At 52.8% G+C, this 19,477-nt stretch carries 21 protein-coding genes and 1 other annotated feature; of the genes, 12 read left to right on the top strand and 9 right to left on the bottom strand.

Features of this window, described 5'->3' with window-relative positions:
* Positions 1-172: 172 nt before the first annotated feature.
* From ymiC to topA, 5 genes are all read right to left on the bottom strand, one after another.
* Positions 173-265, bottom strand: a complete 93-nt coding sequence (gene ymiC, locus EOS97_RS27280) for a small membrane protein YmiC (protein ID WP_223148964.1) — start codon at positions 263-265, stop codon at positions 173-175.
* 109 nt (positions 266-374) lie between these two features.
* On the bottom strand, positions 375-545 hold the full coding sequence (locus tag EOS97_RS20665; RefSeq protein WP_000029027.1) for a hypothetical protein: 171 nt from the start codon (positions 543-545) through the stop codon (positions 375-377).
* Positions 546-686, bottom strand: a complete 141-nt coding sequence (locus tag EOS97_RS20660) for a YmiA family putative membrane protein (protein WP_213083417.1) — start codon at positions 684-686, stop codon at positions 546-548.
* A gap of 280 nt (positions 687-966) precedes the next feature.
* Positions 967-1,941, bottom strand: a complete 975-nt coding sequence (gene cysB, locus EOS97_RS20655) for an HTH-type transcriptional regulator CysB (protein ID WP_000776233.1) — start codon at positions 1,939-1,941, stop codon at positions 967-969.
* A gap of 411 nt (positions 1,942-2,352) precedes the next feature.
* Entirely contained in the window at positions 2,353-4,950 is a 2,598-nt protein-coding gene (gene topA, locus EOS97_RS20645; protein ID WP_000513593.1) for a type I DNA topoisomerase, read from the bottom strand.
* 402 nt (positions 4,951-5,352) lie between these two features.
* Between topA and EOS97_RS20640 the strand changes: the two genes are divergently transcribed.
* The gene (locus tag EOS97_RS20640; RefSeq protein WP_000548616.1) at positions 5,353-5,604 is read left to right on the top strand and encodes a YciN family protein; all 252 of its coding nucleotides are present in this window, start codon (positions 5,353-5,355) and stop codon (positions 5,602-5,604) included.
* A 41-nt stretch (positions 5,605-5,645) separates the two neighbouring features.
* Here EOS97_RS20640 and sohB read toward each other — a convergent pair whose 3' ends face one another.
* Positions 5,646-6,692 (bottom strand): protease SohB, encoded by a 1,047-nt coding sequence (gene sohB / locus EOS97_RS20635; RefSeq protein ID WP_000422082.1) that lies wholly within the window; start codon positions 6,690-6,692, stop codon positions 5,646-5,648.
* Between the two features lie 237 nt (positions 6,693-6,929).
* On the opposite strand from sohB, the gene EOS97_RS20630 reads away from it, so the two are divergent.
* Positions 6,930-7,691: a YciK family oxidoreductase gene (locus EOS97_RS20630; RefSeq protein ID WP_000559310.1), complete on the top strand. Its 762-nt coding sequence runs from the start codon at positions 6,930-6,932 to the stop codon at positions 7,689-7,691.
* The gene (gene cobO, locus EOS97_RS20625) at positions 7,688-8,278 is read left to right on the top strand and encodes a cob(I)yrinic acid a,c-diamide adenosyltransferase (RefSeq protein ID WP_001278865.1); all 591 of its coding nucleotides are present in this window, start codon (positions 7,688-7,690) and stop codon (positions 8,276-8,278) included. Before EOS97_RS20630 ends, cobO begins: the two co-directional genes overlap by 4 nt.
* Before the next feature lie 86 nt (positions 8,279-8,364).
* Here the strand turns inward: cobO and rluB are convergent, their stop codons facing one another.
* From rluB to rnm, 3 genes are all read right to left on the bottom strand, one after another.
* Positions 8,365-9,240, bottom strand: coding sequence for a 23S rRNA pseudouridine(2605) synthase RluB (gene rluB / locus EOS97_RS20620; protein WP_001291233.1), 876 nt, complete (start codon positions 9,238-9,240; stop codon positions 8,365-8,367).
* Positions 9,241-9,340: 100 nt separating this feature from the next.
* Positions 9,341-9,961 carry an L-threonylcarbamoyladenylate synthase gene (locus tag EOS97_RS20615; RefSeq protein ID WP_000077250.1) on the bottom strand — a complete coding sequence of 207 codons (621 nt, stop codon included), beginning with the start codon at positions 9,959-9,961 and terminating at the stop codon, positions 9,341-9,343.
* A 7-nt stretch (positions 9,962-9,968) separates the two neighbouring features.
* The gene (gene rnm / locus EOS97_RS20610) at positions 9,969-10,850 is read right to left on the bottom strand and encodes an RNase AM (protein WP_000500441.1); all 882 of its coding nucleotides are present in this window, start codon (positions 10,848-10,850) and stop codon (positions 9,969-9,971) included.
* 121 nt (positions 10,851-10,971) lie between these two features.
* Between rnm and trpL the strand changes: the two genes are divergently transcribed.
* From trpL to EOS97_RS20565, 9 genes are all read left to right on the top strand, one after another.
* Positions 10,972-11,016 carry a trp operon leader peptide gene (gene trpL / locus EOS97_RS20605; protein ID WP_010989026.1) on the top strand — a complete coding sequence of 15 codons (45 nt, stop codon included), beginning with the start codon at positions 10,972-10,974 and terminating at the stop codon, positions 11,014-11,016.
* Positions 10,993-11,088: a sequence feature (Trp leader region), on the top strand. Its footprint overlaps the gene before it by 24 nt.
* A gap of 22 nt (positions 11,089-11,110) precedes the next feature.
* Complete coding sequence (trpE, locus tag EOS97_RS20600; RefSeq protein ID WP_001194376.1) at positions 11,111-12,673, top strand: anthranilate synthase component I; 1,563 nt, start codon at positions 11,111-11,113, stop codon at positions 12,671-12,673.
* On the top strand, positions 12,673-14,268 hold the full coding sequence (trpD, locus tag EOS97_RS20595; RefSeq protein ID WP_000763489.1) for a bifunctional anthranilate synthase glutamate amidotransferase component TrpG/anthranilate phosphoribosyltransferase TrpD: 1,596 nt from the start codon (positions 12,673-12,675) through the stop codon (positions 14,266-14,268). The genes trpE and trpD overlap by 1 nt, the downstream gene beginning before the upstream one ends.
* Before the next feature lie 3 nt (positions 14,269-14,271).
* The gene (gene trpCF, locus EOS97_RS20590) at positions 14,272-15,630 is read left to right on the top strand and encodes a bifunctional indole-3-glycerol-phosphate synthase TrpC/phosphoribosylanthranilate isomerase TrpF (protein WP_001195300.1); all 1,359 of its coding nucleotides are present in this window, start codon (positions 14,272-14,274) and stop codon (positions 15,628-15,630) included.
* 9 nt (positions 15,631-15,639) lie between these two features.
* Complete coding sequence (gene trpB / locus EOS97_RS20585; protein ID WP_000209485.1) at positions 15,640-16,833, top strand: tryptophan synthase subunit beta; 1,194 nt, start codon at positions 15,640-15,642, stop codon at positions 16,831-16,833.
* On the top strand, positions 16,833-17,639 hold the full coding sequence (gene trpA, locus EOS97_RS20580) for a tryptophan synthase subunit alpha (RefSeq protein ID WP_000443031.1): 807 nt from the start codon (positions 16,833-16,835) through the stop codon (positions 17,637-17,639). Before trpB ends, trpA begins: the two co-directional genes overlap by 1 nt.
* A 479-nt stretch (positions 17,640-18,118) precedes the next feature.
* Entirely contained in the window at positions 18,119-18,301 is a 183-nt protein-coding gene (locus EOS97_RS20575) for a general stress protein (RefSeq protein ID WP_000807657.1), read from the top strand.
* 89 nt (positions 18,302-18,390) lie between these two features.
* Positions 18,391-18,894, top strand: a complete 504-nt coding sequence (locus EOS97_RS20570; RefSeq protein ID WP_001022826.1) for a ferritin-like domain-containing protein — start codon at positions 18,391-18,393, stop codon at positions 18,892-18,894.
* 73 nt (positions 18,895-18,967) lie between these two features.
* Positions 18,968-19,474 carry a ferritin-like domain-containing protein gene (locus EOS97_RS20565; protein ID WP_001109977.1) on the top strand — a complete coding sequence of 169 codons (507 nt, stop codon included), beginning with the start codon at positions 18,968-18,970 and terminating at the stop codon, positions 19,472-19,474.
* The last annotated feature ends 3 nt before the right edge of the window (positions 19,475-19,477 follow it).

Raw genomic sequence — 19,477 nt, 5'->3', positions numbered from 1 at the left:
TAAATGACAGGGTTGCGTTACCCTGATTCTCCACAGGGTTGTATTAAAGATAACACAAACAAAATGTAACGTTTTGATAACAACCCAAATTGCTAAAAGAGGAGAAACCTAACAGGCGAGGAACGAAGATGAAAAAGCCCGATAAATAACGCATTATCGGGCTTTGACGAGATTAGACGGCAATCCAGATTAACTCGGCCCAGAACAGTAGCGATAATATAAACGCGCCAGTCCATGACCAATACTTTATATTTGACGTTAACATAGGCGACACCAACTGTGTTTAATCAATACTGAGAAGCGCTCAGCACACGGTTGCTGCGGTGTAATAAGACAGCGTTAATAAAACAGTAACGCCAATAAAAAGACGAATATTATTTTTGTGACACCTCGTCAGCAAAAGCATCAATAAATGCCCGCTGCTGCGGTGTGAGCGTCCAGTGTTGCGGAACAGACCGAAAAACGGTCGTATCCGGGGTGTTATCATCGTCACCAGATTGAATCGGGGGCGCGACCACGCGCTCGCGTTCCGACGTAATGCTCACTTAGCCCCACCAATGCCAGATAACAAGCGCTACCACTACCCAGAACAACGCAGAACCCACAAAAACCGCCAGCCATGCTTTACGTTTGAGCTCAGGGTCGCGGCGCGGTTCCTGGTTTTCAGAAGGCATTACTAACCTCATGCTATCGGTATCACTTATCATTTCAGCACCAAACAATCGGTACAATTAATCATCAGATGAGACAAATCCTAAATAAACTTTAGTCAAAAATCCAGTCAATTTACGAATCGTTGCCAGTGAATAAATCAATCTTTTGACTCAAGATAACTATTTGGAAAAAGAAACTGGCGGGACGGGTAATTCAACACTATTTTGCTGATCATTACCCGTAATACTTCGAGGGATATTGCAAAAGGCGGCTTTGTCTGCCATGCCACTACGGCGCAAACCGACGGTGATATTACTTTTCAGGCAGCTTTATATCCTGAAACATCGCTTCAATTTCTTCATTAGAACGCAACGCCACCGCCGTATCCACCACATCACGCGTCAGATGCGGCGCAAAACGCTGGATAAAATCATACATATAGCTGCGTAAAAAAGTACTACGACGAAAACCAATTTTTGTGGTGCTGTGGCTAAAAATATCGTGCGCGTCAATCCGCACTAAATCAGGATCGGCAAGCGGATCGACCGCCATGCTGGCAATGACGCCAACGCCCAGTCCCAACCTGACATACGTTTTAATCACATCCGCATCGGTTGCAGTAAAGACGATCCGCGGCGTTAATCCTGCGCGATTAAAAGCGGTATCCAGTTCGGAACGCCCGGTAAAGCCGAAGGTATACGTCACCAGCGGATACTGCGCCAGCGCTTCAATCGTTACGGAAGACGTTGCCGCCAATGGATGATCCGGCGTCACCACTATCGAACGGTTCCAGTGATAGCATGGCAACATCACCAGATCGTCATATAAATGCAGCGCTTCCGTGGCAATCGCGAAATCGGCGTTCCCTTTCGATACCGCTTCCGCAATCTGCGTTGGCGACCCCTGGTGCATATGCAGCGAAACGCGCGGGTAACGCTCGATGAAGCCTTTAATCACGCCTGGCAATGCGTAACGCGCCTGAGTATGGGTAGTGGCAATATAGAGCGAGCCTTTATCCGGCCAGGTATGCTCGCCGGCGACCGACTTAATGGCATCGACTTTGGAAAGCACCTCACGCGCAATACGAATAATCTCCTGACCTGCGGGCGTCACCTGAGTCAGATGCTTACCGCTGCGGGCGAAAATCTGGATGCCAAGCTCATCTTCCAGCATCCTAACCTGCTTACTGATCCCCGGCTGGGAAGTATACAACCCCTCAGCGGTAGAGGAGACGTTAAGGTTATGATTAACCACTTCAACAATGTAACGAAGCTGCTGCAATTTCATAATACATCATCCAGATTAGCGCCATCAGGCCATCGTTTATCTGCAGACATCATTGGGCTGCTAATACGATTTAATAATAAAAAAGGTGTTAACTATAACCACTATATCATTTATATCTGAACTGTATAGCCGACGCGATAAAATAATAAGCCCGCTATACCCAAAATAATTCGAGTTGCTTAAAGGCGGCAAGAGAGTGAGTCCCAAGGAGCATAGATAACGATGTGACTGGGGGGAGCGACAAATCTGCCGGGAGCAGATTTGAACGCCGCGTGCGACGGCCCGTCAGGGCGAGGCCCATGGATGGGGCGAGTAATCCGTAGCCAACACATCAGCCACTTGAAATATGAAGGGGATATAAAAAAGGGCCGCTTACGCGGCCCGCTTGACTATAGTGACGACAGGCAGGGGTTATTTCTTGCCTTCAACCCACTTGCCGTCGACGAAGAACGCTGACCATCCCGTCGCCTTCCCGTCTTTTTCCGCCGCAACGTACTGCTGTTTTGTTTTGCGGCTAAAGCGAACAACGGTTTTATTACCTTCCGGGTCCTGCTGCGGCGCATCCGCCAGATAACGCAGTTTTTCCGGCAGGCGATCGCGGAACCGGTAAAGCTCCTCGACTAATGGCGCGCGCGTTTCACGTGATTTCGGGAACGTATTGGCCGCCAGGAATATCCCTGCGGCGCCGTCGCGCAGCACAAAGTACGCGTCCGATTTTTCACACGGCAGTTCCGGTAATGGAACAGGATCTTCCTTCGGCGGCGCAACTTCGCCGTTACGCAAGATCTTACGGGTATTTTTACATTCGTCGTTAGTACAGGCCATGTACTTACCAAAACGCCCCATTTTCAGGTGCATTTCGGAACCACATTTCTCACACTCAACGATCGGGCCGTCATACCCTTTGATGCGGAACTCGCCTTCTTCAATCTCGTAGCCGTCACAGGTCGGGTTATTACCACACACATGCAATTTACGCTTCGGATCGATCAGATAGCTGTCCATCGCCGTACCGCACTTCTGGCAGCGACGCTTGGCGCGCAGGGCGTTGGTTTCGGCGTCGTCGCCTTCCAGCACGTTCAGAACTTCATTTTCCGGCACCAGGTTAATGGTCGTTTTACAACGCTCTTTCGGCGAAAGCGCATAACCTGAACATCCAAGGAAAACGCCCGTACTGGCAGTACGAATTCCCATTTTACGGCCACAGGTTGGACAGTCGATGCTGGTCAGCACCATCTGGTTAGGACGCATCCCCCCTTCTTCCGGATCTTTCTCGGCTTTATCGAGCTGCTGAGTAAAATCGCTGAAGAAGTTATCCAGTACCGCTTTCCACTCGGCCTGGTGATTCGCAACCTGATCCAGACTATCTTCCATCTGCGCGGTAAAATCGTAGTTCATCAATTCGCGGAAGTTTTCTTCCAGCCGATCGGTGACGATTTCACCCATTTTTTCCGCATAGAAGCGACGGTTTTCAACGCGAACATAGCCGCGATCCTGAATGGTCGAGATAATCGACGCATAGGTAGACGGACGACCAATACCGCGCTTCTCAAGCTCTTTAACCAGAGAAGCCTCGCTAAAACGGGCTGGCGGTTTAGTAAAGTGCTGAGCAGGCGTCAATTCAAGTAGCGTCAGCGCATCGCCCTTATTCACGGCAGGCAATGTGCGATCTTCATCGCCTTTACGCAGCGCCGGCATCACTTTTGTCCAGCCGTCAAAGCGCAAAATACGCCCACGCGCTTTCAGACGGAATTCGCCTGCGCCAACGGTAAGCGTAGTGGAGTCATATTGTGCTGGCGTCATCTGACAGGCGACAAACTGACGCCAAATTAGCTGATACAACTTCTGCGCGTCAGCCTCCATGTCTTTCAGCGACTCCGCCATGACAGCAACGTCGGAAGGACGGATCGCTTCGTGCGCTTCCTGAGAGTTTTCTTTGCTGGCGTACTGGTTCGGGTTATCCGGCAGGTATTTCTTGCCGAAATTATCGCCAATATAACCGCGCACCATGTTGACCGCATCCTGACTCAGGTTGGTGGAGTCTGTACGCATATAGGTGATGTAGCCCGCCTCATACAGACGCTGCGCCATCATCATGGTTTTCTTCACGCCAAAGCCCAGCCGGGTGCTGGCCGCCTGTTGTAGCGTGGAGGTGATAAACGGCGCGCCAGGTTTGCTGCTGGTCGGTTTGTCTTCACGCTCCAGTACGCTATAGCGCGCTTTTTCCAGCAAGCTGACGGCGGCAAGCGTCTGCTCGCGATTTACCGGCCGGAATGGCTTGTCGTTCTGATGCGTCACCTGTAGCGGTAGCGCCTCGCCAGACGGCGTCGTCGTATTAGCGTCAATTTCCCAGAACTCTTCCGGAACAAACGCTTTAATCTCGCGCTCGCGTTCAACGACCAGACGGACCGCGACAGACTGAACGCGACCTGCCGACAAACCACGGGCGATCTTTTTCCACAGCAGCGGCGAGACCATATAGCCTACCACGCGATCCATAAAGCGGCGCGCTTGCTGGGCATTGACCCTGTTAATGTTCAGCTCGCCCGGCTGTTCAAACGCCTGGCGAATGGCATTTTTGGTTATTTCGTTAAAGACTACGCGACTGTAGCGCGCGTCATCGCCGCCGATCACTTCCCGCAGGTGCCATGCAATGGCTTCCCCTTCGCGGTCAAGGTCGGTTGCGAGATAGATGTGGTCGGCTTTTTCCGCCAACTGTTTCAGTTCAGAGACGACCTTCTCTTTACCGGGCAGCACTTCATAGTGCGCATCCCAGTTGTGCCACGGGTCAACCCCCATACGGTTGACGAGAGCGCCACGTTCATCCTTTTTGGGCTTTTTAGCCGTTTTGGTGGAGGTAGAGTCGGCGCTCTTTTTAGCTGCTGAGCCACTGGTCGGCAAATCACGGATATGACCCACGCTGGATTTCACCACGTAGTCATTACCCAGATACTTGTTGATCGTTTTGGCTTTTGCCGGGGACTCAACGATGACAAGAGCTTTACCCATATTCACCTTTACCTAAGTTGATTCTTCCAGGAATGCGTCGCACGTTGATTCACCTTCCACTGGCGACGAGACAACGATATATGGTCTCTGCGTCTGCGGATATCAACCCCTTGTACTGGCTTTGTGTACGAAATGTAACCCTCAGGTGACTGAGTTAACAGGCTTTTTTGCACACACGCGCTATAGCACGACGGAATTTTGGTCGAATGTCAAGCAATTCTGTTGCCAGATTGACGAAAGCGTCACACTGTACCTGATAAAATTCGATACGCAACTTTATTAGCATGCAAAAACAAATCTTGCCAGTGAACGCAACATGACAAATCCATCAATTTCCTGTGAGAATATTTGCCCATCAGAAGTGCTCAGCGTAGACTAATCTCCTTGTTTAAGGAGTAAAAAATGCATAAAGAGACGCAACCTATCGATCGCGAAACACTGTTGCTTGAAGCCAACAAAATTATTCGGGAACATGAAGACACGATGGCAGGTATTGTCGCCACCGGCGTAACGCAGAGAAATGGCGTGCTGGTTTTCAGCGGCGATTACTTTTTAGACGAGCAAGGGTTACCGACCCCTAAAAGCACCGCGGTATTTAACATGTTTAAACACCTGGCGCATGTGCTGTCTGAGAAGTATCACCTGGTGGATTAATCCATGCCGGATGGCGCTGAATGCCATCCGGCAATAGCGGTTTACATCAATGGCTTTTGTCCACGCTGCCACCAGCGCAGCAGCAGCCGATCCGCGCTTTCCGCCGCGCTGCCGGTAACACGATCGATCAGTTTTTTACGCTGCATATAGCGCACATTCAGCACCTCGCGCCCTTCCATCAGGCCGAGGATAACCTCATCGCTGGTGTTAATCTCATCAACCAGTCCTTTCTCCAGCGCCTGCTGACCGTACCAGTGTTCGCCCGTGGCGACCTGTTCAATGTCCAGAGCCGGACGCATCCGCTGCACAAACTCTTTGAACAGATGGTGCGTTTCGTTGAGATCTTCACGAAACTTCTGCCGCCCTTCTTCCGTATTCTCGCCTAACAATGTCAGGGTACGTTTGTACTGCCCTGCGGTATGCAGTTCAATATCAATGTCTTTACTTTTGAGAAAGCGGTTAAAGTTCGGAATTTGCGCGACAACACCAATTGACCCCACAATAGCGAACGGCGCCGCGATAATTTTTTCCGCCACGCAGGCCATCATGTAACCTCCGCTTGCCGCGACTTTATCCACCGTCACGGTCAGCGGAATATTTTTATCGCGCAGGCGCTGCAATTGCGATGCCGCCAGGCCATAGCCATGCACAACGCCACCGGGGCTTTCCAGACGCACAACCGCCCGATCGCCGGGTTTCGCCACTGCCAGCACCGCCGTGACCTCTTCGCGTAACGCATTAACTTCGTGAGCATCCATACTGCCTTTGAAATCTATCACCCATACGCGCGGTTTGTCCGATGTCGCAATGTCCCCCAGCTTCGCTTTCGCTTTGGCGGCTTTCGCCTCCTGCTTATGCTTTTTTTTCTGCGCTTTATGCCACAGTTTTTGCTGATGGCCATCCATCAACGCCGCAGCAAGGTCATCCTTCATCTCCTGATACTGCTCGCTCAAATTGGTCACGCGCAGCTCGCCGCGCTGACGTTTGCGTTGCGTAGCATTCACGATCAGCAGCACAATGACGGCAATGGCCACCACAACGGTGACGATTTTTGCCAAAAATAAGCCATATTCAGACAACAATTCCACGACTCCCACCTTGATTAAATAACGCGACTTGCGCTCAGTGTACAACAGGCATCGAAGTCAGTCTCTCTTCATCCGTATGCCTGTTGAGGAAGAAAAAGTATGACAAGACGTTCATTTTACGGCGTTATCGCCCCTGTCTGATTGAAAAAAAAGGCGCTTTCAGGCATAAACCCGAAAAGTTAACGCGAAGATAAGACAACCTGGCAGGACGGTGCACCACGCCGTTGAGGAGTAGCCATGCATTACCAACCGAAACAAGATCTATTGCAAAACCGCATTATTCTGGTCACTGGCGCCAGCGATGGCATTGGGCGGGAAGCCGCGCTCACGTATGCGCGTTACGGCGCAACGGTGATTCTGCTGGGACGTAACGAAGAGAAACTGCGTCGGGTCGCGCAGCACATTGCTGACGAGCAACATGTCCAACCACAGTGGTTTACGCTCGATCTGCTGACCTGCACCGCTGAAGAGTGCCGGCAAGTGGCCGACCGCATCGCCGCGCACTATCCCCGCCTGGATGGCGTCCTGCACAATGCCGGGTTACTGGGGGAAATCGGTCCAATGAGCGAACAAGATCCGCAGATCTGGCAGGATGTCATGCAGGTAAACGTTAACGCCACCTTTATGCTCACCCAGGCGCTGTTACCGTTATTGCTGAAGTCCGATGCCGGCTCGCTGGTCTTTACGTCATCAAGCGTTGGCCGTCAGGGACGCGCCAACTGGGGCGCCTATGCCACCTCGAAGTTTGCTACTGAAGGAATGATGCAGGTGCTGGCGGACGAATACCAGAATCGTTCTCTGCGTGTTAACTGCATTAACCCGGGCGGCACGCGCACCAGTATGCGCGCCAGCGCCTTTCCGACGGAAGATCCACAGAAATTAAAAACGCCTGCCGATATTATGCCGCTTTATCTGTGGCTTATGGGCGACGACAGTCGCCGTAAAACCGGTATGACCTTTGACGCCCAACCGGGCCGTAAACCAGGAATCGCCCAATGAGTGATGAACGTTATCAGCAGCGCCAGCAGAAGGTAAAAGATCGGGTTGACGCCCGTGTCGCCCAGGCACAGGAAGAGCGCGGTATTATTATCGTGTTTACTGGCAATGGTAAGGGCAAAACCACGGCGGCTTTCGGGACTGCCGCCCGCGCCGTAGGACACGGTAAAAGCGTAGGCGTGGTGCAATTTATTAAAGGCACCTGGCCCAACGGCGAGCGTAATCTGCTGGAACCGCATGGCGTCGAATTTCAGGTGATGGCAACGGGATTTACCTGGGAGACGCAAAATCGCGAGGCGGACACCGCAGCATGTATGGCCGTTTGGCAGCATGGGAAACGGATGCTGGCCGATCCGCTGCTTGATATGGTGGTCCTGGATGAGCTGACCTATATGGTGGCGTATGACTATTTGCCGCTGGAAGAGGTCATAAGCGCGCTAAACGCGCGCCCTGGTCACCAGACGGTGATTATTACAGGTCGCGGCTGTCACCGGGATATTCTTGATCTTGCGGATACCGTCAGCGAACTGCGTCCGGTTAAACATGCTTTCGACGCGGGCGTAAAAGCCCAGATGGGAATTGATTATTAACCGTAGGCCGGATTAAGGCGTTTGCGCCGCCATCCGGCACAAACCCTCTTGTCTGATGATTCTCGGCCTATAGACCGCGGTAGAGATTACCCGTTGTTATTACGCCCACCGGAGCGGCGTCCGCCAGCTATCTGGCTGTGGCGTTTTACCGCCCGACGGATCTGGTTCGCTTTCATACGACGACGGTCTTTTTCGACGGCAACCTTCGACGAGGTTTCCGGCGGGAGCTCTACCAGACCACGCAGATAGTTCGTTTGCGCGAGGTCGAGCTCAGTCCAGCCGCCGCGCGGCAGGCCTTTCGGCAGCGGGATATCGCCGTAACGAACGCGGATCAAACGGCTGACCTGAACGCCTACCGCTTCCCACAGTCGGCGAACTTCGCGGTTCCGCCCTTCCGTCAGCGTCACGTTATACCACTGGTTAATGCCTTCGCCGCCGCTGAATTTAATGGTCTTAAATGCCGCCGGACCATCTTCCAACTGTACGCCACGGCTTAAATCACGCAGTTTCGATTCATCCACCTGACCGAACACGCGCACGGCATATTCACGTTCAACTTCGCGACTAGGATGCATCAGGCGGTTCGCCAGTTCACCGTCGGTGGTAAACAACAATAGCCCGCAGGTGTTGACATCCAGACGTCCTACCGCAATCCACCGCGCGCCGCGCAGTTTCGGTAAGCGATCAAAAACGGTTGGCCGCCCTTCAGGGTCATTGCGGGTACACAGTTCACCTTCTGGTTTGTAATAGGCCAGAACGCGGCAAATTTGTTCCGCCGACTCTTTCACCGAAATCAGGTGACCGTCGATACGGATTTTCAAACCGGGAGTGACTTCAACACGATCGCCAAGCGTGGCGATTTTACCGTCAACGCTGACACGTCCCGCTTCAATAATGGATTCGATTTCACGGCGAGAGCCGTGGCCAGCGCGCGCCAGCACTTTTTGTAACTTTTCGCTCATAGAGCTTCCTTCAGGTGTCGCCTTCACAGGCGTCGAACAGGAGAATGAACGGCGCGTTGCCGCGCCATTTTAAGGCCGCGTAGTATACAGGCTTACGCCCTTATAAGAAAGGTGTAACGTCGCCGACGCCTTCGCGCAGCACCACCGGGGAGTCATTGGTCAAATCAATTACCGTGGTAGGCTGTTGACCGAGGTAACCGCCGTGGATGATCAGATCCACCTGCTTCTCCAGCCGATCTTTAATCTCCTCCGGGTCCGACTCGGTAAAGTCGCTGCCAGGCAGCATCAACGACGTCGAGAGCATCGGTTCGCCCAGCGTATCCAATAACGCCAGCGCAATCGGGTTTGACGGTACGCGCAGGCCGATAGTTTTACGCTTTTCCTGCAACAGACGGCGCGGCACCTCTTTTGTCCCCTTCAGGATAAAGGTGTAATTACCCGGCGTATTGTTTTTCATCAGACGAAATGCCACGTTGTCGACGTAGGAGTAGGTCGACAACTCGGACAAATCGCGGCACATCAGCGTGAAGTTGTGGCCGTCCGGCAGATGACGGATGCGGCAAATGCGCTCCATTGCGCCTTTGTCTTCAATTTTACAACCAAGGGCATAGCCGGAATCGGTTGGATAAACAATAACACCGCCTTTACGCACAATGTCGACGGCCTGATTAATTAGCCGTTGCTGTGGGTTATCCGGATGGATATAAAAAAACTGGCTCATACTTCCCTCACTGTGATATTTGCGGCTGTTCCCATGTCTGCCATACGCCTTCAACGCCAGCGGGCAGCCAGAGTTTACGCCCCAACTCAATCCACGGGCAGGGCTGATGGAAATCAGATCCAAGCGATGCCCATAAATGATGCTGACGCGCAAGCGTCGCCAGTTGGGTGCGTTCATTGGGCGATTGTTGGCACTGCGCCACTTCCATCGCGTCGCCGTGATGGTCGGCAAAATATGCCACTAATCTTTTCAGCCACTTAGCGCTAAGATCGTAGCGTCCCGGATGGGCCAACACCGCCTTACCGCCAGAATGATGAATGACATCAATAGCTTGTTCTATTGTACACCACTGCGGCGGAACGTAACCGGTTTTCCCACGCGCGAGATATTTTTTAAAAACATCCGCCATGGTCGCGGCTTTGCCGCACTCCACCAGAAAGCGGGCGAAGTGGCCGCGCGTCACCGCGCCGCCATTGGCCAGTCTCAATGCCCCTTCCCACGCGCCGGGAATATGGGCTTTTTCCAGACGCTCCGCAATGAGCCGACCACGCGCCTGACGCCGCTCTGTCTGCTGCGCCAGAAAATCGCGCATTGCCGGGTGCGCAATATCAATATTCAGACCCACAATGTGAATCTCATGATTCTCCCAGACCGTTGAAATCTCCACGCCGGAAATAAGATTCAGGGCCAGCCCGCAACGTGAAATTTCTTCTCTTGCCGCAGGAATCGCGGCTGTGGTGTCATGATCGGTAATCGCCAGCGTGCCGACTCGCATCTCTACCGCACGGTGTACTAATGTTTCTGGCGTCAACAGTCCATCGGACGCCGTGGTATGACTGTGCAGATCGTAAATCACTGCGTAATTCGTGTCGCTCAAGGCGGCTCCCATAGAGATAAAGGTATGTCATGTACATCATAACGGTTCCGGCAAATATACTGAAATAGGTGTTGACATTATTCCATCGAACTAGTTAACTAGTACGAAAGTTCACATGAAGAGGGTATCTAAAATGGCAGCGACATTTGCATTACACGGTTGGTGGCGCACTTCCTGATAGCGGGCGGTGTATGAACAGCTGTAATCAGCCAAACGATACCCGGCCCGCCTGTTAAGCGGGCTTTTTTTTGAACAAAATAATGAGAATAACCATGCAAACACCAAAACCCACGCTCGAACTATTGACCTGCGATGCCGCCTACCGGGAAAACCCAACGGCGCTTTTTCACCAGGTCTGCGGCGATCGCCCGGCAACGCTGCTGCTGGAATCCGCGGATATCGACAGTAAAGACGATTTAAAAAGCCTGCTGCTGGTAGATAGCGCGCTGCGCATTACCGCTTTAGGTGACACCGTCACTATTCAGGCGTTATCTGATAATGGCGCCTCGTTATTGCCGCTACTGGATACCGCCCTGCCCGCTGGCGTGGAGAACGAAGTCCTGCCTGCCGGTCGCATTCTACGCTTTCCGCCCGTCAGCCCATTATTAGATGAAGACGCCCGTTTATGCTCTCTGTCGGTATTTGATGCGTTCCGTCTGTTACAGGGAGTGGTGAACATACCGACGCAAGAGCGGGAGGCTATGTTTTTCGGCGGTCTGTTTGCCTACGACCTGGTCGCTGGCTTTGAAGCGCTGCCACACCTTGAGGCTGGCAATAACTGCCCGGACTACTGCTTTTATTTAGCGGAAACGCTGATGGTGATAGATCATCAGAAAAAAAGCACCCGTATTCAGGCCAGTCTGTTCACCGCCAGCGACCGGGAAAAACAGCGTCTGAACGCCCGCCTGGCGTACCTTAGCCAACAGTTAACCCAGCCTGCGCCGCCGTTGCCGGTGACGCCGGTGCCGGACATGCGCTGCGAATGCAATCAGAGCGATGACGCGTTCGGCGCGGTGGTACGCCAGTTGCAAAAAGCCATCCGCGCGGGGGAGATATTTCAGGTGGTGCCGTCGCGCCGCTTTTCACTGCCCTGCCCGTCGCCGTTGGCTGCCTACTACGTGCTGAAAAAGAGCAACCCCAGCCCGTATATGTTCTTTATGCAGGATAATGATTTCACGCTTTTCGGCGCGTCGCCGGAAAGCTCGCTGAAATATGACGCCGCCAGCCGTCAGATTGAGATTTACCCCATCGCGGGTACCCGTCCACGCGGTCGCCGCGCTGATGGTACGCTGGACAGAGATCTCGACAGCCGTATTGAGCTGGATATGCGTACCGACCATAAAGAGCTTTCCGAACATCTGATGCTGGTCGATCTGGCGCGCAATGACCTGGCGCGCATCTGTACGCCGGGCAGTCGCTACGTTGCCGATCTGACAAAAGTTGACCGCTATTCGTACGTGATGCATCTGGTTTCCCGGGTGGTGGGCGAACTGCGTCACGATCTCGACGCGCTGCACGCCTATCGCGCCTGCATGAACATGGGCACCCTGAGCGGCGCGCCGAAAGTACGCGCCATGCAGTTGATTGCCGATGCGGAAGGACAGCGCCGCGGCAGCTATGGCGGCGCGGTCGGTTACTTCACCGCCCACGGCGATCTGGACACCTGTATTGTTATCCGCTCCGCGCTGGTGGAGAACGGTATCGCCACCGTACAGGCGGGCGCCGGAATTGTGCTGGACTCTGTTCCGCAGTCTGAAGCCGATGAAACCCGTAATAAAGCGCGCGCCGTATTGCGTGCTATCGCCACCGCGCATCATGCACAGGAGACCTTCTGATGGCTGATATTCTGCTGCTCGATAACATCGACTCGTTTACCTGGAACCTGGCAGATCAGCTACGGACCAACGGTCATAACGTGGTGATTTACCGTAACCATATTCCGGCGCAGACGCTTATCGATCGCCTGGCGACAATGAAAAATCCGGTGCTAATGCTCTCCCCCGGTCCGGGCGTTCCCAGCGAGGCAGGCTGTATGCCGGAGCTGCTGACCCGACTACGCGGCAAGTTACCGATCATCGGCATTTGTCTGGGGCATCAGGCGATTGTCGAAGCTTACGGCGGTTATGTCGGTCAGGCGGGAGAAATCCTGCATGGCAAAGCCTCCAGCATTGAGCATGACGGTCAGGCGATGTTCGCCGGGCTGGCGAATCCGCTACCGGTCGCGCGTTATCATTCGCTGGTCGGCAGTAATGTTCCTGCCGGGCTGACCATTAACGCCCATTTCAACGGCATGGTGATGGCGGTACGTCATGATGCGGATCGCGTTTGCGGTTTTCAATTTCATCCTGAGTCCATCCTGACGACGCAGGGCGCGCGTCTGCTGGAGCAAACATTAGCCTGGGCGCAGCAAAAGCTGGAACCGACAAACACCCTACAGCCGATTCTGGAGAAACTCTATCAGGCGCAAACTCTGACGCAACAAGAGAGCCACCAGTTGTTTTCGGCGGTCGTCCGCGGCGAACTTAAGCCTGAACAGCTCGCCGCCGCGCTGGTGAGCATGAAAATTCGCGGCGAGCATCCCAATGAAATTGCCGGCGCCGCCACTGCGTTGCTGGAAAATGCCGCCCCGTTCCCGCGCCCGGACTATCTGTTTGCGGATATCGTTGGTACCGGCGGCGATGGCAGTAACAGTATCAATATCTCTACCGCCAGCGCCTTTGTCGCGGCGGCCTGTGGACTGAAAGTGGCGAAACACGGCAACCGTAGCGTGTCCAGCAAATCGGGGTCATCCGATCTGCTGGCGGCGTTCGGTATTAATCTGGATATGAACGCCGATAAATCACGTCAGGCGTTAGATGAACTGGGCGTCTGTTTCCTGTTCGCGCCGAAATATCACACCGGATTCCGTCACGCGATGCCGGTTCGCCAACAGTTAAAAACGCGAACCCTGTTCAACGTACTCGGCCCGCTGATCAACCCGGCGCATCCGCCGCTGGCATTGATTGGCGTCTATAGCCCGGAACTGGTGCTGCCGATTGCGGAAACCTTACGGGTACTGGGCTATCAGCGCGCGGCGGTGGTACATAGCGGCGGCATGGATGAGGTTTCGCTCCATGCGCCGACGATTGTCGCGGAGCTGCATGACGGCGAAATTAAAAGCTATCAACTTACGGCGGAGGATTTTGGCCTGACGCCTTACCATCAGGATCAGTTGGCTGGCGGCACGCCGGAAGAAAACCGTGACATTCTGACGCGGTTATTACAAGGTAAAGGCGATGCCGCGCATGAGGCCGCCGTCGCCGCCAACGTGGCGATGCTGATGCGTCTGCATGGTCAGGAAGATCTCAAGGCCAACGCGCAAACCGTGCTTGATGTTCTGCGCAACGGCACCGCATATGACAGAGTCACCGCACTGGCGGCAAGAGGGTAAATAATGCAAACCGTTTTAGCGAAAATCGTCGCAGACAAGGCGATTTGGGTAGAAGCCCGCAAACAGCAACAGCCGCTGGCCAGTTTTCAAAATGAGATCCAGCCAAGTACACGCCATTTTTATGATGCGCTCCAGGGCGCGCGTACCGCCTTTATTCTGGAGTGTAAGAAAGCATCGCCATCAAAAGGCGTGATTCGCGATGATTTCGATCCGGCGCGTATTGCCAGTATTTATCAACATTACGCCTCGGCAATCTCGGTGCTCACCGACGAAAAATATTTTCAGGGGAGCTTCGATTTTCTGCCGGTCGTTAGCCAAAGCGCACCGCAGCCGATTCTGTGTAAGGATTTTATTATCGATCCCTATCAGATCTACCTTGCCCGTTACTATCAGGCCGATGCCTGTTTACTGATGCTCTCGGTTCTGGATGACGAACAGTATCGCCAACTCTCCGCCGTCGCGCACAGTCTGAAAATGGGCGTGCTCACGGAGGTCAGTAATGACGAAGAACGGGAGCGCGCGATAGCGTTAGGCGCAAAAGTGGTAGGTATCAACAATCGCGATCTGCGCGATCTGTCGATTGATTTGAATCGCACCCGCCAGCTGGCGCCAAAACTGGGCCACGGCGTGACTGTCATCAGCGAGTCCGGGATTAACACCTATGGTCAGGTACGCGAACTGAGCCACTTCGCCAACGGTTTTTTAATTGGCTCCGCGTTAATGGCGCATGACGATCTTAACGCCGCCGTCCGTCGCGTGCTGCTTGGCGAGAATAAAGTCTGCGGCCTGACCCGCGCCCAGGACGCTAAAGCTGCCTGTGACGCTGGCGCAATATATGGCGGGTTGATTTTTGTGCCCTCATCTCCACGCGCGGTGAGCGTTGAGCAGGCGCGAGAAGTGATAAGCGGCGCGCCATTGCAGTATGTCGGCGTTTTCCAGAACGCTGATATCGCCGATGTTTGCCAGAAAGCCGCCGTCCTGTCGCTTTCTGCCGTACAGCTACATGGCAGCGAAGACCAGGCGTATGTCAACGCGCTGCGCGAGGCGTTGCCGCGCAATGTGCAAATCTGGAAGGCGCTGAGCGTTAGCGATGCCCTTCCCGCACGCGATTATCACCATGTCGATAAATACATTTTCGACAATGGGCAAGGCGGCAGCGGGCAGCGCTTCGACTGGTCACTGCTACAGGGGCAACCGCTGGATAATGTGTTACTGGCGGGCGGGCTGGCGGCCGATAACTGCGTCCAGGCGGCGCAAGTCGGCTGTGCCGGTCTCGATTTTAATTCAGGTGTGGAGTCACAGCCGGGCATCAAAGATGCTCGTCTTCTGGCCTCGGTTTTTCAGACACTGCGCGCATATTAAGGAAAAAACATGACAACACTTCTCAACCCCTACTTTGGTGAATTCGGCGGCATGTATGTGCCGCAGATCCTGATGCCTGCGCTGAACCAGCTTGAAGAGGCCTTCGTCAGCGCGCAAAAAGATCCTGAATTTCAGGCGCAATTCGCCGATCTGCTAAAAAACTACGCGGGACGCCCCACCGCGCTGACGAAATGCCAGAACATTACCGCCGGTACGCGTACCACGTTGTATTTAAAGCGCGAAGATTTACTGCACGGCGGCGCACACAAAACCAATCAGGTACTGGGTCAGGCGCTGCTGGCCAAACGGATGGGTAAAAGCGAGATTATCGCTGAAACCGGCGCCGGTCAGCACGGCGTCGCCTCTGCGCTCGCCAGCGCCCTGCTGGGTCTGAAATGCCGTATCTATATGGGCGCCAAAGACGTTGAGCGCCAGTCGCCGAACGTCTTCCGTATGCGTCTGATGGGCGCTGAGGTTATCCCGGTTCATAGCGGCTCCGCTACGCTAAAAGATGCCTGTAACGAGGCGCTGCGCGACTGGTCCGGTAGTTACGAAACCGCGCACTATATGCTCGGCACGGCGGCAGGACCGCATCCCTATCCCACCATCGTTCGCGAGTTCCAACGCATGATTGGCGAAGAGACGAAAGCGCAAATCCTCGACAAAGAGGGCCGTCTGCCAGATGCCGTTATCGCTTGCGTCGGTGGCGGCTCAAACGCTATCGGGATGTTTGCGGATTTTATTAATGATACCAGCGTCGGGCTAATAGGCGTTGAACCTGGCGGTCACGGTATTGAAACCGGCGAGCATGGCGCGCCGCTTAAACATGGTCGCGTTGGCATCTATTTCGGGATGAAAGCGCCGATGATGCAAACAGCGGACGGGCAAATTGAAGAGTCCTATTCCATTTCCGCCGGGCTCGATTTCCCATCCGTTGGGCCGCAACATGCGTACCTGAACAGCATCGGACGCGCGGATTATGTCTCCATTACCGATGATGAGGCGCTGGAAGCCTTCAAAACGTTGTGCCGCCATGAGGGAATTATCCCGGCGCTGGAGTCCTCCCACGCGTTGGCGCACGCTCTGAAAATGATGCGCGAGCAGCCGGAAAAAGAACAACTGCTGGTGGTCAATCTCTCTGGCCGCGGAGATAAAGACATCTTTACCGTACACGATATCCTGAAAGCGCGAGGGGAAATCTGATGGAACGCTACGAAAATTTATTTGCACAGCTCAACGATCGCCGGGAAGGCGCTTTTGTCCCCTTCGTAACTCTGGGCGACCCTGGCATTGAACAGTCACTGAAAATTATCGACACACTGATTGACGCTGGCGCCGACGCTCTGGAACTGGGGGTTCCCTTCTCCGATCCGCTGGCCGATGGCCCTACCATCCAGAATGCGAACTTACGCGCCTTCGCCGCTGGCGTCACGCCGGCTCAGTGTTTTGAAATGCTGGCGCTGATTCGTGAAAAACACCCGACCATTCCGATTGGCCTGCTAATGTACGCGAATCTGGTGTTCAATAACGGCATAGATGCATTCTATGCCCGTTGTGAACAGGTTGGCGTAGATTCCGTGCTGGTCGCAGATGTCCCGGTTGAAGAGTCGGCCCCCTTCCGCCAGGCGGCGTTACGGCATAATATCGCGCCGATCTTCATCTGCCCGCCAAATGCGGATGACGATCTTCTGCGCCAGGTCGCATCTTACGGCCGCGGTTATACCTACCTGCTTTCGCGTTCGGGCGTCACCGGCGCGGAAAACCGTGGCGCATTGCCGTTGCATCATCTCATTGAGAAGCTTAAAGAGTACCATGCCGCGCCTGCGTTACAGGGCTTCGGTATCTCCTCTCCGGAACAGGTGTCTGCGGCCGTGCGTGCCGGGGCGGCTGGCGCTATCTCCGGCTCAGCCATTGTCAACATTATCGAGAAAAACCACGCGTCTCCCGAACAGATGTTGGCGGAGCTCAGGTCCTTTGTCTCAGCGATGAAAGCCGCCAGCCGCGCATAACGTGTTAAGCCGTCAGCATAACGCTGGCGGCTTAATGAGAGCTTGGCGCCGAACCAGAATCACGATTCAGACGTAGATCATCAATCTTTTTGGTGTTGTTCCCTGTCCAGCTTTCAAAAAGTCTGAAGTCAATTTTTGCTAAGAAAACTCCTAATCACGCCGAAAAATTTAGCGTTTTCACGTCAATTTCCCCCGCCTTTATGTAAAGAAATGTCAATAAACAATGCATTAACGTTTCTATGGCCGCAGATAGTGACGCTTGTTATTAATAGTAATGCAAAGCATTTTCTGTTAAATCGCTTATTCTAAAAGAAAATATAGAATATATTATCTCTAAACCATTTTTTGTGCGTTATTTACGCGGTAAATCACAACTATTTCCGTCAATTTGACTAATCGGTTTAACCAACTAATTTTAATAGGGTGTCGACACGGTTAAAACCGATTTTTTCAGCAAGCAACGAGACAGGAGAAATAATATGGCCGAACATCGTGGTGGTTCAGGAAATTTCGCCGAGAATCGTGAAAAAGCATCTGAAGCGGGCCGCAAAGGCGGTCAGCATAGCGGTGGGAATTTCAAAAACGATCCGCAACGAGCTTCTGAAGCCGGTAAAAAAGGTGGTCAGAATAGTCACGGCGGACGTAAATCCGATAATTCCTGATTTACTGTAATGTAAATATAACACATGCTTTTATCAAGCAATCTGCGAGTCTTCTGGCTCGCAGTATTTTGCCCAGGAGAATTAGATTTATGAATATTAAAACCGTTGAAGACCTTTTTATCCATCTACTTTCAGATACCTATAGTGCAGAAAAACAATTAACCAAGGCTCTTTCTAAACTAGCCAGAGCCACGTCCAATGAAAAATTAAGCCAGGCCTTTCAATCTCATCTTGAAGAAACCCAGGGTCAGATTGAACGTATTGATCAGATCGTCGAATCTGAATCTGGCATTAAACTGAAAAGAATGAAATGCGTCGCTATGGAAGGGCTGATTGAAGAAGCCAATGAAGTCATCGAAAGTACGGAGAAAAACGAAGTACGCGATGCAGCGCTTATCGCCGCGGCGCAAAAAGTCGAGCATTACGAAATCGCCAGCTACGGCACGCTAGCCACCCTGGCCGAGCAGCTCGGCTATAGCAAAGCATTAAAACTGCTCAAAGAAACCCTCGACGAGGAAAAACAAACTGATTTAAAACTTACCGATTTAGCAGTCAGCAATGTTAATAAAAGTGCTGAACGCAAATCGAAATAATATTTTTAATTATCAGCTTGCATGATTCCGATTTTATTATCGGAGCAGATTATCACGCATTGAGGAATGTAAAATGAATTATACTGAACATTATCATGACTGGCTTCGTGACGCCCATGCCATGGAAAAACAGGCAGAATCGATGCTTGAATCTATGGCCAGCCGTATTGAAAATTATCCTGATATAAAAGCCAGAATTGAACAACATATTAGTGAAACCAAACATCAAATTACCATGCTCGAAGAAGTGTTGGACCGTAATGGCATTTCCCGTTCGGTGTTGAAAGACTCCATGAGTAAAATGGCAGCAATGGGGCAATCTATCGGTGGCATGTTCCCTTCCGATGAAATTGTCAAAGGTTCAATTAGCGGTTATGTTTTCGAGCAGTTCGAAATTGCTTGTTATACCTCCCTGCTGGCGGCGGCAAAAAAAGCTGGCGACACTGCCTCAATTCCAACGATTGAAGCCATTCTGAAAGAAGAAATGCAAATGGCTGACTGGCTTATCAAACATATTCCGCAGACAACGGAACAATTTTTGCTGCGATCTGAAGCAGATGGCGTTGAAGCCAAAAAATAAATA

It is taken from the genome of Salmonella sp. SSDFZ54 (assembly GCF_004010735.1).
Lineage (GTDB): Bacteria > Pseudomonadota > Gammaproteobacteria > Enterobacterales > Enterobacteriaceae > Salmonella > Salmonella enterica.
This window is presented reverse-complemented; position numbering and strand designations above follow the sequence as displayed.